Source organism: Bacteroides sp. ET71 (genome assembly GCF_023336905.1).
Taxonomy (GTDB): Bacteria; Bacteroidota; Bacteroidia; order Bacteroidales; family Bacteroidaceae; genus Bacteroides.
On record NZ_JAMBLS010000004.1, the window covers coordinates 24,585 to 41,075 of the forward strand.

At 44.6% G+C, this 16,491-nt stretch carries 18 protein-coding genes; 13 read left to right on the forward strand and 5 right to left on the reverse strand.

Going from position 1 to position 16,491, the window contains the following annotated elements; genetic code table 11:
- Positions 1-211: 211 nt before the first annotated feature.
- From M3090_RS03650 to M3090_RS03685, 8 genes are all read left to right on the forward strand, one after another.
- Positions 212-529 carry a hypothetical protein gene (locus M3090_RS03650; RefSeq protein ID WP_249054040.1) on the forward strand — a complete coding sequence of 106 codons (318 nt, stop codon included), beginning with the start codon at positions 212-214 and terminating at the stop codon, positions 527-529.
- A gap of 119 nt (positions 530-648) precedes the next feature.
- Entirely contained in the window at positions 649-1,230 is a 582-nt protein-coding gene (locus M3090_RS03655; protein ID WP_249054188.1) for a tyrosine-type recombinase/integrase, read from the forward strand.
- Between the two features lie 385 nt (positions 1,231-1,615).
- Positions 1,616-2,569, forward strand: a complete 954-nt coding sequence (locus tag M3090_RS03660; protein ID WP_249054041.1) for a DUF6175 family protein — start codon at positions 1,616-1,618, stop codon at positions 2,567-2,569.
- A 12-nt stretch (positions 2,570-2,581) separates the two neighbouring features.
- On the forward strand, positions 2,582-3,622 hold the full coding sequence (locus M3090_RS03665; RefSeq protein ID WP_249054042.1) for a hypothetical protein: 1,041 nt from the start codon (positions 2,582-2,584) through the stop codon (positions 3,620-3,622).
- A complete protein-coding gene (locus M3090_RS03670; protein WP_249054043.1) occupies positions 3,616-4,947 on the forward strand; it encodes a hypothetical protein in 1,332 nt (443 codons plus the stop codon). Before M3090_RS03665 ends, M3090_RS03670 begins: the two co-directional genes overlap by 7 nt.
- Before the next feature lie 27 nt (positions 4,948-4,974).
- Positions 4,975-5,394, forward strand: coding sequence for a hypothetical protein (locus M3090_RS03675; RefSeq protein WP_249054044.1), 420 nt, complete (start codon positions 4,975-4,977; stop codon positions 5,392-5,394).
- On the forward strand, positions 5,391-5,861 hold the full coding sequence (locus tag M3090_RS03680; protein ID WP_249054045.1) for a hypothetical protein: 471 nt from the start codon (positions 5,391-5,393) through the stop codon (positions 5,859-5,861). The genes M3090_RS03675 and M3090_RS03680 overlap by 4 nt, the downstream gene beginning before the upstream one ends.
- An 18-nt stretch (positions 5,862-5,879) precedes the next feature.
- On the forward strand, positions 5,880-6,635 hold the full coding sequence (locus tag M3090_RS03685; RefSeq protein WP_249054046.1) for a hypothetical protein: 756 nt from the start codon (positions 5,880-5,882) through the stop codon (positions 6,633-6,635).
- Between the two features lie 298 nt (positions 6,636-6,933).
- On the opposite strand, the gene M3090_RS03690 is transcribed toward M3090_RS03685, so the two are convergent.
- Both M3090_RS03690 and M3090_RS03695 read right to left on the reverse strand, forming a co-directional pair.
- Positions 6,934-7,854, reverse strand: a complete 921-nt coding sequence (locus tag M3090_RS03690) for a hypothetical protein (RefSeq protein ID WP_249054047.1) — start codon at positions 7,852-7,854, stop codon at positions 6,934-6,936.
- Positions 7,855-7,958: 104 nt separating this feature from the next.
- The gene (locus M3090_RS03695; protein ID WP_249054189.1) at positions 7,959-8,126 is read right to left on the reverse strand and encodes an NUMOD3 domain-containing DNA-binding protein; all 168 of its coding nucleotides are present in this window, start codon (positions 8,124-8,126) and stop codon (positions 7,959-7,961) included.
- Between the two features lie 601 nt (positions 8,127-8,727).
- On the opposite strand from M3090_RS03695, the gene metF reads away from it, so the two are divergent.
- Genes metF through M3090_RS03715 form a run of 4 tightly spaced genes read left to right on the forward strand, consistent with a single transcriptional unit; the run spans position 8,728 to position 12,692 of the window.
- Positions 8,728-9,681 carry a methylenetetrahydrofolate reductase [NAD(P)H] gene (gene metF / locus M3090_RS03700; RefSeq protein ID WP_249054048.1) on the forward strand — a complete coding sequence of 318 codons (954 nt, stop codon included), beginning with the start codon at positions 8,728-8,730 and terminating at the stop codon, positions 9,679-9,681.
- Positions 9,682-9,702: 21 nt separating this feature from the next.
- Positions 9,703-10,830, forward strand: a complete 1,128-nt coding sequence (locus tag M3090_RS03705) for an ATP-binding protein (protein ID WP_249054049.1) — start codon at positions 9,703-9,705, stop codon at positions 10,828-10,830.
- Between the two features lie 37 nt (positions 10,831-10,867).
- A complete protein-coding gene (locus tag M3090_RS03710; RefSeq protein ID WP_249054050.1) occupies positions 10,868-12,220 on the forward strand; it encodes a stage 0 sporulation family protein in 1,353 nt (450 codons plus the stop codon).
- The gene (locus M3090_RS03715; RefSeq protein ID WP_249054051.1) at positions 12,198-12,692 is read left to right on the forward strand and encodes a gliding motility lipoprotein GldH; all 495 of its coding nucleotides are present in this window, start codon (positions 12,198-12,200) and stop codon (positions 12,690-12,692) included. Before M3090_RS03710 ends, M3090_RS03715 begins: the two co-directional genes overlap by 23 nt.
- Before the next feature lie 38 nt (positions 12,693-12,730).
- Here the strand turns inward: M3090_RS03715 and cdaA are convergent, their stop codons facing one another.
- The gene (gene cdaA / locus M3090_RS03720; protein WP_249054052.1) at positions 12,731-13,492 is read right to left on the reverse strand and encodes a diadenylate cyclase CdaA; all 762 of its coding nucleotides are present in this window, start codon (positions 13,490-13,492) and stop codon (positions 12,731-12,733) included.
- A gap of 11 nt (positions 13,493-13,503) precedes the next feature.
- On the reverse strand, positions 13,504-14,367 hold the full coding sequence (folP, locus tag M3090_RS03725; RefSeq protein WP_249054053.1) for a dihydropteroate synthase: 864 nt from the start codon (positions 14,365-14,367) through the stop codon (positions 13,504-13,506).
- 330 nt (positions 14,368-14,697) lie between these two features.
- On the opposite strand from folP, the gene M3090_RS03730 reads away from it, so the two are divergent.
- Positions 14,698-16,002 (forward strand): UDP-N-acetylmuramoyl-tripeptide--D-alanyl-D-alanine ligase, encoded by a 1,305-nt coding sequence (locus M3090_RS03730; protein ID WP_249054054.1) that lies wholly within the window; start codon positions 14,698-14,700, stop codon positions 16,000-16,002.
- Between the two features lie 43 nt (positions 16,003-16,045).
- Here M3090_RS03730 and M3090_RS03735 read toward each other — a convergent pair whose 3' ends face one another.
- Positions 16,046-16,429, reverse strand: coding sequence for a VanZ family protein (locus M3090_RS03735; protein WP_249054055.1), 384 nt, complete (start codon positions 16,427-16,429; stop codon positions 16,046-16,048).
- Between the last annotated feature and the right edge of the window lie 62 nt (positions 16,430-16,491).

The window sequence follows — 16,491 nt, forward strand, 5'->3', positions numbered from 1 at the left end:
TTTCGTTTCTTACCTTTCCAAGTCAGAATAATAATGTTCTTCTCTTTTTTTATATTGTTCTGAAATGGAAAACAATATTAGATGATATATAATCAATAAAAGTCATCTCTTTAGATCTCTTTAGCTTGAGAAAATTGTTTATATTAAATAGATGTCATATATTTGCATTGTGATTAAGAAACAAAGTAATGACAATAAATCTTAAAGAGATATGGCAACAATAGAAATCATAAACAAGGCTTTAGCAGTAATGAACAACCACGACTGGTATTGGATGATGGCAGATTATACACACCCTGCAATTGATGAAGCAAGAGGAAGTATGAGATATTTTGTAGAACTTGTTGCCTTAATAAAAGATACAACTATTGAAAAGGCATTGCGTGAACTTTGGAAAGCAACATACGAAAATGTACACGCTAATCTTTGGAGTAAGGACGAAGAAGCCAACAAACAATATGAAATGAAGAAAGCAAAACTGATGGCAATCATACTCCCATCAGGAAACGGCCAAAGGATGGCTGCATAACAATATTCGCTTTTTAAGATATTTGAATATGGATTGAAAATCAGAATATTGTAAGTATAATATACCGAATCTCATTCAATAATAAGTAGAATCGTTTAAAAGTGAATGTTATGAAGCAAATGAATCATAGATACCAAACATCAGACTATATGGAATGGGACACGGCTATGAGCCTTATCCGTAAATTATATAGAGATGGCAATTACCGTATGTCTTTGTTGGTTGGTTGCGGTTGTTTCTTCGGGCTAAGGATATCCGATATTCTTACGCTGACTTGGGAGATGCTGTTGTCGGATGATAAGTTCGTTTTGAATGAGAAGAAAACAGGAAAGCGACGGGTTGTAAAAATCAATTCAGACTTTCAGCAGCATATCCATAAATGCCATGATGCGCTGAATATACAGAATGATAGTGAGAAGTGTTTTATCAGCCAAAAGAAAATGGTATATAGCACTCAGCGTATCAATGTCCTGCTTAAATTGATAAAGAAACAGTATAACTTGAAGATAGAACACTTTTCCACTCACACTTTTAGAAAGACATTCGGACGAAAAGTGTTTGAAAGTGCAGGTGAAAACGCAAATATGGCATTGATAAAGTTGTCTGAACTTTTCAACCATTCTAATGTGTCAATAACCAAAATTTATTTGGGTATCAGAGAAAAAGAGTTGCTTCAAACGTATGATTTGCTTGATTTTTAGGCATTAGAATAATTTATTTTAAGAAAAACGAGCGTTCTTCTCTTGAAAATCACTATCTTTGTGACGTGCATAGCCTAATGGCGCGTGTACGGACATATTGAAAGAAAGCGCATTTTCGCTTATTCTGACCGTGTGAACTTCGACAACTCACCGTATGGTAATATCAGAATAAGATGAGAAGGACGCTCTCTTTGGTGTGTGTATATTGTCTAAACGATATACCATCCAAAGTGGGGTTGTCTATTCTCCTTATCTATATTACAAGGGAGTCGAAGCCCTACACGGTGGATGAGGTGGATGGTGGCCTCACTTTTCTTCTTTATGCCTTTTTAATCTTAAACATAAATCGCATCGCAGGGCCATAGATGCTATCAAGTAAAGCATTATGGCACAAGCTAGACACATTTCTTATTGTAGGGAGTTGGCTATTATAGCTTTGTTAATGTTCTCCCTTTCTATTTTTGCGCAGAAGAAACCCACGCTGATGATTCTTCCAAGTGATAATTGGTGTACACAACGCTATTTTACCACTACCTATGAGAATCAAGGTGAAACCGTGCGAGTACCAAACTATCAGCAAGCCTTTCAAGAGGATTTGGAATTAAACCCTGTAATAAGCAAAGTTGGCGAACTGATGACTGGCTTAGGATATAGCCTCAAGGATGCCGAAATGGAATTGAAAAACATCTCAACAAGGGCTGCCGAAGATAATGCGACATTCAGTAAGTCAAGTGGCGCACAACTGACAGAAAGCCCGTTGGATATATTAAAACGTAGAGCCAAGGCCGATATTATTATTCAGGTGGGTTGGGTATTGAATGACGCTTCTTTGACATTCACGTTAGAAGCATTTGACGCATATACAAGCAAACGTATAGCCACTGCAACAGGCACAAGCCAAGATTATGCAGACGATATACCTTTATTATTGGAAAAGGCCATAAATAAACAAATCAAGCCATTTGACAAACAACTTACCGCTTTTTATGACAGAATGAAAAAAGAAGGCAGGGAAATTGTGCTGACGGTAAGAACATGGGATAGTTGGGATCAGGATTTGGAAAGCGAATATGACAATGATGAGTTGCTTAATCATATTTTAGTTTGGATGCAGGAAAACACGGTTAACCAACAGTTCAACCTGACGGACGCGACAGAGAACTTTGCCCAATTTGAGCAAGTGAAAATCCCTTTGAAAGACGATAGAGGTATCAATATAGACGCTCGCAGTTTTGCAAGGGGACTGCAAAAGTATTTAAGTAAATCACCTTATAACATAACTTCCAAGTTGATGATGAGGGGATTAGGTGAGGCAATTCTTGTATTAGGTGAAAAATAATGTATTTTGCGTATGAGAACGGTACTTTTATTATTCGTTTCTGTTTTCTTTGCCGTTGCCAATGCGCAACAGTTCAAGGACGATGTTGACAGGCTTACCATAAATCCTTATGTTCCGCCTTATGAGGATTTGTCCGATGAAACAGCCAAACTACTTCATACCAAGCTCGCGCAAATTGTTACTGCCAATGGTGTGGCAGACAATGAATATATCACACGTTTTATTCTTACGGCAAGAATTAATGTCCTAACGAAAGACATTGTGGCAGGGCCTCCACAACGCATCTCACAGAAATTGGAAATCACTCTGATGATGGGAGATGTTGAGACCGACAAGCTCTATTCCACCATGACCATAACAGCAATGGGTGTCGGAACAAGCGAGACAAAGGCATATATCGCCGCCATAAAGAGCATAAAACCGAGGAATGCGGAGATAACAGCCTTTATGGAGGAAAGCAAACAGAAAATAGTAGGCTATTATGAAACCAACAGTGAAGAAATCATTGCCGAAGCTAAAAAATTGGCAGGTATGCAAAACTATGAAGAAGCATTAACCTTGCTTTCATCCGTACCAAATGTTTGCAGCAAATGTTACAAGGAATGTTCGGAATTAGCCCCGTCCATCTATTATGATTGGATAAATGCAGATGGAGCATATTGCCTTCAACAAGCCCAGACAATATGGGCAGAGCAACCCAATAAGCAGGGAGCAGAAAAGGCAATGGAATATCTGTCTAAAATCAACTTCGCCGCAAGTTGTATGCCTGAAGTGCAAAAACTGACAGAGCAGATAAAGGAAAAGATGCTTATCGAAGATAAAAGGGAGTGGGAATTCAAGATGCAGCAGTATAAAGACAACATTGAGCGTGAAAAACGCCAATGGGCGCAATATGTGCAGGAATATCAGGACAGGCACGAGCGGATGATGGCACAGGATGCTCAAAGAGCGGCAAACCAACGGCTGATTATCAAGGCGTGTCGTGATATTGCCGTAGAAAGAGCGAAACATCAACCACGTGTAATTAACTATAACAGAATATTGGTATGGTAACTAAAAATTCAATTCGGAAAATAGCAGTATTTTTTATGATACTGTTGGTGAGTCTGCCGTTTGCAAATATTTGCGCGCACAGCTACCGTAGCAATAGCCAATCTTTAAGATGTGCATTGGATTATACAAAAGATTTAAGGGAAAAAGAGAAAAAAGAAAAAAACAAGGATAAACAAAAAAACGAAGGAGATGTAACATTAACCGTAATGGGTGATGGAGAAAACAAGGAACAAGCTATTCAAGTAGCATTGCGAAGTGCTATAGAACAGGCTTTTGGCGTTTTTGTATCAAGTCATTCAGAAATCTTAAATGACGAGTTGGTAAAGGATGAAATTGCCACAATAGCTTCTGGCAATATCAAAGAATTCAAATGCCTATCCGAAAATTATGTGGAAGGTAAATGTTTTGTAACTGTACAAGCTATTGTCTCAACGAACAACTTGATAAGTTATACTAAATCAAAGGGAGCATCGGCGGAATTGGCTGGAGCGACATTTGCAATGAATTTGAGAATGTTAGAGCTGAATAAACGAAATGAGGCTCTTGCAATGCAACATTTAGTCCGTCAACTTGCAGAAATAGCACCTATAATGTTCGATTACGAAATTAAGATAGGCGAATTTAATGCGGGGTTAGGTTGTCCATTAGAAATTTGCATCAACGTAAATGAAAATGCAAAAATTGCGTATAAAATGCTGACGGAAACGTTAGAGGCTTTATCTTTGAAAGAAGTTGAAGTTTCAGACTTAAAGAAGATTGGCATAACGACCCACAAGATGTCTTTTTCTACATATTTTGATGACAAATGGGTTGCTAGCAATACTCGCCCTCCGCATGAAATAATTTATCATTTTAGGCATCCTTATCACAAACTTTTCCATGAGTTATGTAATTGGTTTGTAGCTTGTTCTATGAACTTTAAGTTAACAGATGATTTTGGATCCTATTCGGTAAAATACACAACAGATTATAAAAATAAGGACTTCGTACTCCCTACTCCTATTGGATCCATGTATTTCGATTTTGATTGTAATCACATTAGCATTAATGTTAATGGGCCTCTCAAATTGGAACGGTACGGCCATCATGCACATACGTTTTTCAAAAATTCAGTTTTCTTGTATTTTGCACACGATGGATATTTTCAGGATGAGGTAGCGTTACCATTCCACTATTACAAAAATGGCTCTTCAAATAATAGTGGGCGTAGATTAAAGGCTTCAATACGCATGAGAAACATTGAAGAGTTAAGTACACTTACAAAGATTCAAATTGAGCGAGGACAGGAAATCTTGAAAGTATCAGATTTTATCAAATTTCAGTAGTGTTTTATAAATAAATTTAAGGGTGTTATGAAAATAGAAATTCTATTGCAGACGGGAATGTTTTTAGTAGCCGTTATCACTATTGTATATACTCAATATAAAGATAGGCGACAAAACAAAATATTGATGTTTTCCGAATATACGCGGAGGTATCAAGAGATACTTATCAACATGCCCGAAAGCATATTCAATGGTACTGAACACATAAATGCTAAGGCCCGAATGTATATGCGATTATATTTTGACCTTTGCAGTGAGGAGTATCACTTGTGGAGAAAGGGAATGATACCAAATCAAATTTGGGAGATGTGGAAAGAAGGTATGCAAATTACTACCAATCGGCCAATTTATAAAATGGCTTGGAAAGACTTAAGCGTTGAATACAACAAAGATTTTTGGCAATATTTCAATAGAGAAGTAATAAACAAGAAAGGAGGCGAACTATGAAAAAAGTTCTGATTTTATTTATTTTAGTTGTTTCCGCATTTATGGATGTTTTCGCTCAAAGCTACAATCAAGAGCGTATAGCATTAGAAAACTTCCTTGTAAGGATGTATAAAAACGCACCGTTTGAAGGAGTGAAGATAGTTTCGGATTATAACAATAACTATTTGCTTTCAGTGGTACTTGTGAAGAAGTCGGGTTCGGAGAGTACGATGAATCGCATAGCACAGTTGAAAAGTTCAAGACAAGTAAGTCAATATCTAAATGGCGTCATATCAACGGAAAGTGAGACAATCATCAAAATGACTGAAGATGTAAAGGAAGAAAAAACGATAGAAGAAATAACAGATATTATCAGAGAGAATTCCATTGGCTATACAAAAGCAATGGAAGTATTGAAAGCCTTTGATGCTACTGATAAGGAAAAATGTTATATGTTTTTCCGTAAAGTAGAGGAAATGAAAGATTAATCATTAAAAAGAATCGATATGAAACACTTAAATTTTATCCACATTGGATTAATTGCAGTATTATGTATGTTGTGGGGTTGCAATTCTTCATCAAATCCTCAAGACAGTATTGAGCAAAGTAGCACACAAAAAGTTGCTTCTGCCTCAAAGGGAAAGGATATTGATTTTAGCAAAATCAGAGTGTCAAGCAGAGGCATAGATTATCTTGATGAAGAACGGTCAGCACTTATCATTGAGTGTGGAGGCGGATTGCCTTTTACCCATTGTTCGCAAACTTCTTTATATCCTAAAAGTTCTGATTTTACTGAAAATGAGATGGATGAGACTTATGAGTTTTTTGACCGTTCAGAAGTTGAATTCGCCCAACTTTCAGAAGGTGAGCCATACGTATTGCTGTATAATGGTGATGAATTGATGGTCGCGTTAAAGCCTGACGTTCAAAACTACTCGTGCGATATTTATAGCTCAAAAATCAACACAATAATAGTTTATTCAGATAAATTAAAAATGAGCAATGGCATTCATGCAGGGTTGAGTGCAAAAGAAATGGTTGAAACTTATAATGCCAAAATAAGGTATGAGTCAGGGTCTGAAGTGGATTTCCTCTCTTTCGATATAGAGGGCTTCCCCTCCAATGTAAAGTTGATGGGTAGCTTTGATAGCGTAAATTCACATCTTGAAGGTGATTATGAATACTTGAAATTGGAAGATGTCAAAAACGGGAAGTTGGATGCTATTGTGATACTTCCACAGTGGATGGCCGATAGCTATTAAACAAATATAGTGTGTCATGTTTAAGGTTGGTCGGAAAGCCAACCTTTTCTTTTGTGTCTGAATATTCAAAAATATGTAGAAGTGAATATTTGCATTCTAAACAAATCATTGATATATAGAAACTTGCGATAATTTTTATAGAATGCGCCTTATACGAATATTCTATTTTGTACCTATATCGTTGCTTTTGAATATTTTAAAGGTGCGAAGTGCGAAGTGCGGAATCGAAATTCTCATTTCTTGAAAAAGTGAAAAATCTACTCCGCAACTCCGCATTTCCGCAATCATATCTTCAATCCTAAGCTACTAACGCTCTTATGTCTATGTTGGGAGCAGCTTCTGTTTGTATTTGGCTATACAAGTCTTTATAGACTTTCATCACTCTTGTTATTGAAGTTGTTTTAGCACTCAATGCCCTTACCTTAGCTTCAACCGCACTCATATCATAATCACATTCTTTAAGCAATAAACTATGCTCGTAATCTCTTAATGTCATAGTCCGTTGTTGGCAGGCATTGTATTTAATAGCCTCATCAATAACAGATAGGATTGGGTTTGCCTTTGATGCCAGTACCGCCGATAGAGTATTATTAGGAATGTTCAAGAGGTTTCTGATTTGATCCATGGTGTTTATGTTTAGCTCAAAACGTGTCTTGTCGTAGAAGTATGAAAGTATTTCATTGGGATTTGATACGGCATTCAGAAAGTATCGGTTATCTGCCGATTGTAGTTCTTTTGCCTTATCGTATATGATTAAGCGTTTCTTATATCTTGGAGTCTTTACTACGTTTTCTATTGTTATACCTTCTTTATGGTACGGTCTTGTTATCCATTTCTTGTAGTTGGATAGGTTTTGCCTCACATTGGTAATGATGTTTTGCATTGAGCCGCATTCTATATCTTTGGTAACATCGCATTTCACAACATTAGAATCTATCATAATAGCATCTACATTCAGATGGCAAATACCTAATCTGTTGATTTGTGACAAACAGGCCTTAGCCGTATATATGTCAATAAGGTTTGTATAATTGTCTAAAAGGATTTTTCCCGTAAATTCTAATACCAACTCATTGTGTTGATAGTTCACCATTACTAAAAGGTAGAAAGGTCTTTCTTGCTGATATTTATAATAGAGGATGCTATCCTCTTTGCTATTCAATATAAATTTGCTATAATCTATATCGCTGATGTAATCAATCTTCGTTACTAATTTCATTTTATCAAATTTGAGCATTTCAAATAAGTATATACATATTATTCAGTCTTGCAGAAATGCAAGTTTTGTCACCTTGAGAAGTGGTGATATTTTAAGGTAGGTTCTTAGCCTACCTTATTTTCTGTTGTCGGTTTATTGGGGATAGTTTTCCAATAGTCTTTAAGTCCGTTTGAAATAGCTTCTCTGTGTGTAAAAGACTTGCTTTTCCCTTTCATACTTTGGCTAATCTTAGCTTTTGTCTCATCCGATAATTCTCTGTACTGTCTTTCCATTGTTACTTGTTTATGTTCATTATTACATATATAAATATGGCCTACTTTGGAAAGTTTATCAAGAGTAATAAGTTTATCCACAAATTTTCTATAGAAATTTTTTCGAGAGACATAACAAACCGATTACCCCTTACCGTACTTATCTCTCAAAAATATAATAAGTAACGGGATACATAAGTTAAGGCGCACACCTATAAGGGTATACGCCTTCTTAAATGCTCAAATATGATACTGAAAATAAAATTAGATTTGTAAGGTAAATCTTAAATGGAGTTTATAAGTTTGGTTATACCCTCTACGCTTTGCAAATATTCCACGATGAGGCGAAAATCATTCCAAAGGTTCAACATTTCATCGTTTAAGGGTACTCTAAGGGACGAATCGTTGAAATTACGGTTCGTCCTTTTGTTTTTATCCTCTCAACAAGCTAAAAATAAAGATTCTGCTCGAAAAAACTGATTTACCTGATCTGGTTCAACACGCTCACTATTTTTATATTCTCAAAACCTTTCTATCCAATCATTCTTCCACGACTTGCTGCGTTTCTCAGTTTTTTGTTTTATCTTTGCGCTTATAGTTTTTGCTCAACAGAGATAGGACAATGAAAGTCATCGATTTGATAAAAAGCCAGAAGAAAACGGCATTCTCCATCGAAATATTACCTCCACTGAAAGGTACGGGGATAGAAAAGCTCTATCAATCCATCGACCAGTTGTTAGAGTTCAATCCCCAATACATCAACTTTACGACCCATCGCAGCGAATATGTCTATAAGGAACTGGGAAACGGTTTATTTCAGCGCAACAGATTGCGCCGTCGTCCAGGAACTGTGGCCGTAGCTGCTGCCATACAGAACAAGTATAACATCACGGTCGTACCGCACGTATTATGCAGTGGTTTCACGCGTGAAGACATAGAGTACATGCTGCTGGATTTACAGTTTCTGGGCATTACCGACTTGCTGGTTCTGCGGGGAGACAAAGCCAAACATGAATCCATCTTCATACCCGAGCCGGGAGGCCATACCCATGCGATTGAACTGGAAGAACAAATCAATAACTTTAACAAAGGTATCTTTGTGGACGGTTCGGAAATGACTGTTACCAAAACGCCATTCTCGTATGGAGTAGCATGTTATCCAGAAAAACATGAAGAGGCGCCCAACTTGGATTCGGATCTGTATTGGTTGAAAAAGAAAATAGATGCAGGTGCCGAATATGCTGTCACCCAACTGTTTTATGACAATCGCAAGTATTTCAGCTTTGTGGAACGGGCACGGGCGGCGGGCATCACTGTGCCTATCATCCCGGGAATCAAGCCTCTCAAGAAGCTCTCGCAACTGAACATCATTCCCAAGACTTTTAAGGTTGACATTCCGGAAGAGCTGGCACACGAAGTGGCCAAATGTACTACGGACGCCGAGGTACAACGGTTAGGTATAGAATGGTGCATCCAGCAATGCCGCGAACTGATGGCTCACGGCGTACCGAGTATTCATTTTTATACCATCGGAGCCGTAGACAGTATCCGCGAAATCGCTAAACAGATTTATTAACCCCAGATCATCCGCCAAGAAGTGTTCTATTTTAAAGACGTCATAGGGCAACAGGTAGCTAAAGAAAAGCTGAAACAAGAAGTGAGAGAAGGACGCATCCCTCATGCTCAACTGTTTTGCGGACCGCAAGGTAGCGGCAAATTGCCTTTGGCTTTGGCCTATGCACGCTATCTTTGTTGCAGTAACCGCAACGGGGAAGATGCTTGCGGCACCTGCCCGTCGTGCATAAAATGGAACAAGCTTGTACATCCAGACGTACATTTCATGTTCCCCATCGTAAAAAGTGCGAAGGGGAAGAAGGAGCTCTGTGACGACTATATAGCCAACTGGCGCCATTTGCTGACAACCACTCCTTACTTCAGCCTGAACCATTGGTTGGACGAGATGGGGGCAGAGAATGGACAAGCCATCATCTATGCGAAGGAAAGCGATGAGATAACCCGCAAGCTCAGTCTGAAGTCAGTAGAAGGAGGATACAAAATCACCCTCGTCTGGCTGCCCGAGAAACTGCATGAAGTTTGTGCCAACAAGTTGCTCAAACTATTGGAAGAACCTCCTGAACAAACCATCTTCCTGCTGGTGAGTGAAAATCCAGAGATGATACTCCCCACTATATTGAGCCGCACACAACGTTTCAACGTACCAGGCATTGCAGAAGAAGATGTGGAAATAGCGTTATGCGAACGTTATGGCATACAACCGGAAGACAGCAAAGCCATTGCTCACATAGCCAACGGCAATTTCATCAAAGCATTGGAGACTATCAGCCTGAACGAGGAAAACCAACAGTTCTTCGACCTGTTTGTCAGCCTGATGCGACTGGCCTGGCAACGCAAAATACGTGAAATGAAGCAATGGAGCGAACAAGTAGCAGCTTTAGGCCGAGAGCGGCAAAAGAATTTCTTGGACTATTGCCAACGCATGACACGTGAAAACTTCATCTTCAACTTGCATCGAAAAGAGCTGAATTACCTGACACGCCAAGAGGAAAACTTCGCCACACGCTTCTCTCCGTTTGTCAATGAACGCAATGTGACAGGCATTATGCAGGAACTAAGCGAAGCACAACTGCATATCGGGCAAAACGTCAACCCGCGTATGGTATTTTTCGACTTTGCCTTGAAGATGATTATGCTACTGAAACAATGAACGAACAGATTTTTTATACGATTAACAGAAACAAGATATGAAAGACAATAACGATAACCATACAGCCAAACAACACGAAGTGGCATCCGTCAAGCCCTTCGTCCTGCACAACGGAAGTGGAAACCTCTGTTGTAAAAGCTGCGGACGCCAAGACAAGCAACTGAACACGTATGACTGGTTAGCCGACATCCCGGGCAATACAGACGAATGTGACTTGGTAGAGGTGCAATTCAAAAACACTCGTAAAGGATATTACCGCAACAGCAACAAAATTCCACTGGAGAAAGGAGACATCGTGGCCGTTGAAGCGACTCCGGGACACGACATCGGAACGGTTACCCTGACAGGACGGCTGGTATTGCTGCAACTGAAGAAGGCCAATCTAAAGTCGGAAGCGGACATAAAACGCATCTACCGAAAGGCCAAGGCTGTGGACATGGAGAAATATCACGAAGCCAAAGCCAAAGAGCACAACACCATGATACGTTCCAGGCAAATTGCCAAGGACTTGAAGCTGGATATGAAGATTGGAGACGTGGAATACCAGGGTGACGGAAACAAAGCCATCTTCTACTACATTGCCGATGAACGCGTAGACTTCCGACAGCTCATCAAAGTATTGGCCGATGCTTTCCATGTACGCATCGAGATGAAACAAATAGGAGCACGCCAAGAGGCCGGGCGCATCGGAGGCATCGGCCCTTGCGGGCGGGAACTGTGTTGCGCCACATGGATGACATCGTTCGTATCGGTTGCCACTTCTGCCGCACGTTATCAAGACATTGCACTTAACCCACAGAAATTGGCCGGACAATGTGCCAAGCTGAAATGTTGCCTGAACTACGAAGTCGACACTTACGTAGAAGCCCAAAAACGATTACCCTCGAAAGAAGTTCCTCTGGAGACGAAAGATGCCACTTATTATTGCTTCAAGACCGACATATTAAGCAACCAACTGACTTACTCGACTGCGAAAGATGTGCTGGCCAATGCCGTGACCATCAGCGGGCGCAGAGCATTTCAGGTTATCAACATGAACAAACGAGGCGAGAAGCCTGAAAGCCTGTTGGAAGACTCTCAGCAAGGAATGGAAAAGAAGAGTGTGGACCTGGTAGAACAAGACGAATTGACACGCTTCGACCGCGCCAAGAAGACGAAAAACAAGAAGAAAAAGAAATCGCCGCAACCGCAGGCCGCTGCCAAACAATCCGGGCAACCCAAGCCCCAACAGCCTAAGCCCCAGCAGCAGTCTAAAAGCCAGTCCTCTGCCAAAAACCGGCAGGGAAAGCCCCAACAGCCGCAAGCCGCTGCCCGCAAAACCCCCAAGGCTGCGCCCGACAAGACGGCTAATGAAAAACGACCTGACAATGAAACACCGGACAAAGCATAAGCCGGATTTCCTCATCGCATGGGCCGGTCTGTTCATCATAAGCCTGTTGACGGCTTGCCGGCCACACGTGGTTTGTCACTCCTTTCGCCCCGTCTCTTCGGCGGGGTTGAAATGGAATGACACACTGCGTTTCGAGGCTGTTTTGCCAGACAGTACGTCCGCGTATGCTCTGTGTGTCGAGCTGCGCCACCGTGTGTCTTATCCATACTGTGAGTTACCTTTGCTGTTGGCCATACAGAACGATAGCCTGACAATCTCTTTCACTGACACATTGCAGGTGGTGGTGGCCGACGAACAAGGCCATTGGGTAAGCTCCGGTTGGAGTGACTTGCGCACGGTCTCTTCCCCACTTGTTTTTCTTCCGGCAGGGCTGAAAGATACTTGCCGCATCACCCTTACAAGCCTGCTGCCAGACAGTCTTTTGCCTGGCGTGAGCGATATCGGAATCAAAATCCTTTCCCTAAGACGTTGACCTCCGCCGAGAGCCAAGCCCGGAGCCGACGCTTCATCTCAACCCATAGTCAACATGCTTTCCAGCGCTTCGGCATTGAGGCGCAGGTAGAACTGTCCTTTGTAGGCCACGGAGATTGCCCCGGTTTCTTCGGACACGATGATGGCATGCGCATCGGACACTTGGGAGATGCCCAGGGCGGCACGGTGCCGCAGTCCCAGTTCTTTGGGGATGTCCAGATTGTGTGACACGGGCAATATGCAGCCGGCTGCCTTGATGTGCTTTTTGCTGATGACCATGGCGCCGTCGTGCAGCGGACTGTTCTTGAAGAAGATGTTCTCGATGAGCCTCTGGTTGATATTGGCGTCGATGACCTCGCCCGTACGCACCACGTCGTCCAAAGGCATGTCGTGCTCGATGACGATGAGTGCGCCGACCTTCTGTTTACCCATACTGATACAGGCCATGACGATGGGCATGATGTCTTCGTGCGTCACGTCGGCCTCTTTATTCCCCGTAAAGAAACGGACAAAGCGCTTGATGTGCTGGTGCGAGCCCAGGGTCAAGAGGAAGCGGCGTATCTCTTCTTGAAAGAGTATGATGAGCGCCAGGACGCCCACGCTGACTAACTTGTCGAAGATGGAGCCCAGGAGCTTCATCTCCAGCACTTGCGACACAACCAGCCAAATCAGAATGAAGACCAGGATGCCTATAAAGATATTGAGCGAGCCGGAGGCTTTCATCAGCTTGTACGTATAATACAAGAGCAGGGCGACCAGCAGGATGTCTATGAAATCTTTGATGCCAAATGCGAAAAACACGGAAGTACAGGTTAATGGTTAGCGGTAAATGAAGATTGAGCTTGCATGGCGCCGAACAGGCGGACAGCCTCGACGGCGGGGCGCACGTCGTGCACGCGCAAGATGCGGGCACCTTTCGTCAGGCACAAGGTGTTCAGCACGGTGGTGCCGTTCAGGGCTTGGTCGGGTGTGGTGTCCAGCACGCGGCAAATCATGGACTTGCGCGAAATGCCGGCCAGGACGGGCAGGCCGAACAGAGCCAGTTCGTCCAAGCAGGCCAGCAGGCGGTAATTGTCGTCCACGGTTTTCCCGAAGCCGAAGCCGGGGTCCAGGATGATGTCACGCACGCCCAGCTCGCGGAGCTGCTGCACCTTGCGGGCCAGGTAGAGGATGACTTCGCGCAAGACGTCGTCATAGTGCGGCGCTTGCTGCATGGTCTGGGGAGTGCCCTGCATGTGCATGAGGATGTAGGGGACGCCCAGCGCGGCGACGGTGGAGAACATGTCCGCATCGAGTTCGCCTCCGGAGATGTCGTTGATGATGGCCACGCCGTATTCCTCGACGCAACGCCGCGCCACGTCGGCCCGGAACGTGTCGACGGACAACACGGCCTCTTCACTGACCGCCCGCACGGCTTTCAGGGCCAGGCTGAGGCGTGCCCACTCTTCGTCGGGCGACACTTCGGCAGCACCGGGTCGGGTAGAGTATCCGCCGATGTCTATGATGTCGGCACCATCGGCCAGCAACTGCTCGGCGCGGCGGGCCACTTCGGTTTCGGAAAACGTGCGGCTTGCGGCGAAGAAAGAGTCGGGCGTCACGTTCAGGATGCCCATGACGCGGGGGACGGACAAGTCCATCAGGCGGCCATTCACGTTTATGTACAATGTATCCTGCATAGATAAGAATCTTTTCAACGGATGCGGCCAACGATGGCCCTCCGCATATTTCCTGCAAAGGTAAGGAATTATGCAGTCCCTTCATACGGGTGAAAGAGAAAAAAAATCGCAAGCGCTCGACAGAGCCTTGCCCCGTGTGCGGAAGAGGCACGGCCCGTGTGCGGAACGGGCGCGGCTCGTGTCCGTCAGAGCCACGGCGCTGTTTCGGTGCAAGCAACCACGTCGTGCAGAGCGGGATAGGAGGGACAGGAAAAGCGGCCTCCGGCGATGGATTTCCAAAAGAAAAGACCTACCTTTGCAGCGTTTTTTAATTGGCTTACAGAAAGACGTATGGACATAGATTCACTCTATCGGATATTCCTGCAATCCTCGGGCGTGACCACCGACAGCCGCCGTTGCCCCGCAGGGTCGCTGTTTTTCGCCCTCCGGGGCGACACGTTCGACGGCAATGCCTTTGCCGCCCAGGCTTTGGAGAACGGATGCACGCACGCCGTCGTCGACAACCCCGCCTGCCTGCCGCAAGATGACGCGCGCTATGTGCTGGTGGACGACTGCCTCCGCACGTTGCAGCTTCTGGCACGCCACCACCGTCGCACGCTGGGCACGCGCATCATCGGCATCACCGGCACCAACGGGAAGACGACGACCAAGGAACTGATGGCCGCCGTACTGTCGACCTCCTTCCGCCTGCACTACACGCAGGGCAATCTGAACAACCACATCGGCGTGCCCCTGACACTGCTAGGGCTGCGGCCCGAGCATCAACTGGCCGTGGTAGAGATGGGCGCCAGCCACCCCGGAGACATCCGTGAGCTGGTGGAGATAGCAGAGCCGGACTTCGGCCTTATCACCAACGTGGGCAAGGCTCATCTGGAAGGTTTCGGTTCGTTCGAAGGCGTCATACGCACCAAAGGAGAATTGTTCGACTACCTGCGCAGCCGGGGCGGGGCCACGGTGTTCGTACACGACGACAACGACTGGCTGAAAGACATGGCGCACGACTTGCGGCAAATCCGTTATGGCTCACGCGAAGGACTCTTCGTCACGGGCCGCATGACGCAGAACTCGCCCTACCTGGGATTCGAGTGGAAAGCCGAAGGCGAAAGCGCCGCACACACCGTGCAGACGCGACTCATCGGCGAATACAACCTGCCCAACGCGCTGGCAGCAGCCACCGTCGGACGCTTCTTCGGCGTCCCGGCCACGGACATCGACCGCGCCCTCGAAAACTACGTGCCGCACAACAACCGCTCGCAACTGGTACAGACCGCTGACAACACCCTCATCGTCGACGCCTACAACGCCAACCCCACCAGCATGATGGCCGCCATAGAAAACTTCCGCAAGATGCAAGCACCGAGCAAGATGCTCATCCTGGGCGACATGCGCGAACTGGGCGCAGACAGCGCCGCCGAACACCAGCACATCGTCGACCACCTCGAAGCCTGCGGTCTGACGGACGTCGTGCTCGTCGGCAGCCAGTTTGCCGCCACGCGCCACTCCTGTCCCACCTACGCCGACGCACCCGCCCTCATCGCCGCCCTGGAGGTCGAGCGCCCCACGGGAAAGACCATCCTCATCAAAGGCTCGAACGGCATCCACCTGCAAAGCGTGGCCGAAGCCCTGATGAAATGAAGGATGAAGAATCGCGCTGCGCGCTAAATGAAGAATCCAGAGGCTATTTGAAGAACTTTTTGCGCACCACCAACGCCACGGCCGACGCCAACACGGCGCCCGTGGCGTTCGCCGCAAAGTCCAGCCAGTCGCCGCCCCGGTAAGTCGTGCAATAAGCCTGGAGCAACTCCACCACCCCGCTGAACAGCACCGGACAGAGGAAAGCCCCCACCCACGCATGCCACAAAGGCGTGTGGTCGCGGCGGTGCGCCCGCAGAAATTCGAACCACAACATGCCCGACATGCCGAAGTACATACATACGTGCACCACCTTGTCGATATTGGGGATGCCATCCAACTCCGTGCTGGGCGGACGGAAGAAAGACAGATACACCACGGCCGAAATGACCAGCAGGGACACGGGATATCTTTTCAAGAAATACAGCATAGACTTCGAATTATTTACGTATTGCGCTCCAAAAGTACGGAAGTTTTCCTACATTTGCACGA

Coding starts and splice junctions, on each gene's coding strand:
- M3090_RS03680 (WP_249054045.1), top strand. CDS start 5,391: ATGAAAAAAGTTCTGATTTTATTTATTTTAGTTGTTTCCGCATTTATG.
- metF (WP_249054048.1), top strand. CDS start 8,728: ATGAAAGTCATCGATTTGATAAAAAGCCAGAAGAAAACGGCATTCTCC.
- M3090_RS03690 (WP_249054047.1), bottom strand. CDS start 7,854: ATGAAATTAGTAACGAAGATTGATTACATCAGCGATATAGATTATAGC.
- M3090_RS03670 (WP_249054043.1), top strand. CDS start 3,616: ATGGTAACTAAAAATTCAATTCGGAAAATAGCAGTATTTTTTATGATA.
- M3090_RS03695 (WP_249054189.1), bottom strand. CDS start 8,126: ATGGAAAGACAGTACAGAGAATTATCGGATGAGACAAAAGCTAAGATT.
- M3090_RS03730 (WP_249054054.1), top strand. CDS start 14,698: ATGGACATAGATTCACTCTATCGGATATTCCTGCAATCCTCGGGCGTG.
- M3090_RS03715 (WP_249054051.1), top strand. CDS start 12,198: ATGAAACACCGGACAAAGCATAAGCCGGATTTCCTCATCGCATGGGCC.
- M3090_RS03665 (WP_249054042.1), top strand. CDS start 2,582: ATGAGAACGGTACTTTTATTATTCGTTTCTGTTTTCTTTGCCGTTGCC.
- M3090_RS03650 (WP_249054040.1), top strand. CDS start 212: ATGGCAACAATAGAAATCATAAACAAGGCTTTAGCAGTAATGAACAAC.
- M3090_RS03660 (WP_249054041.1), top strand. CDS start 1,616: ATGGCACAAGCTAGACACATTTCTTATTGTAGGGAGTTGGCTATTATA.
- M3090_RS03685 (WP_249054046.1), top strand. CDS start 5,880: ATGAAACACTTAAATTTTATCCACATTGGATTAATTGCAGTATTATGT.
- folP (WP_249054053.1), bottom strand. CDS start 14,367: ATGCAGGATACATTGTACATAAACGTGAATGGCCGCCTGATGGACTTG.
- M3090_RS03655 (WP_249054188.1), top strand. CDS start 649: ATGAATCATAGATACCAAACATCAGACTATATGGAATGGGACACGGCT.
- M3090_RS03710 (WP_249054050.1), top strand. CDS start 10,868: ATGAAAGACAATAACGATAACCATACAGCCAAACAACACGAAGTGGCA.
- M3090_RS03735 (WP_249054055.1), bottom strand. CDS start 16,429: ATGCTGTATTTCTTGAAAAGATATCCCGTGTCCCTGCTGGTCATTTCG.
- M3090_RS03675 (WP_249054044.1), top strand. CDS start 4,975: ATGAAAATAGAAATTCTATTGCAGACGGGAATGTTTTTAGTAGCCGTT.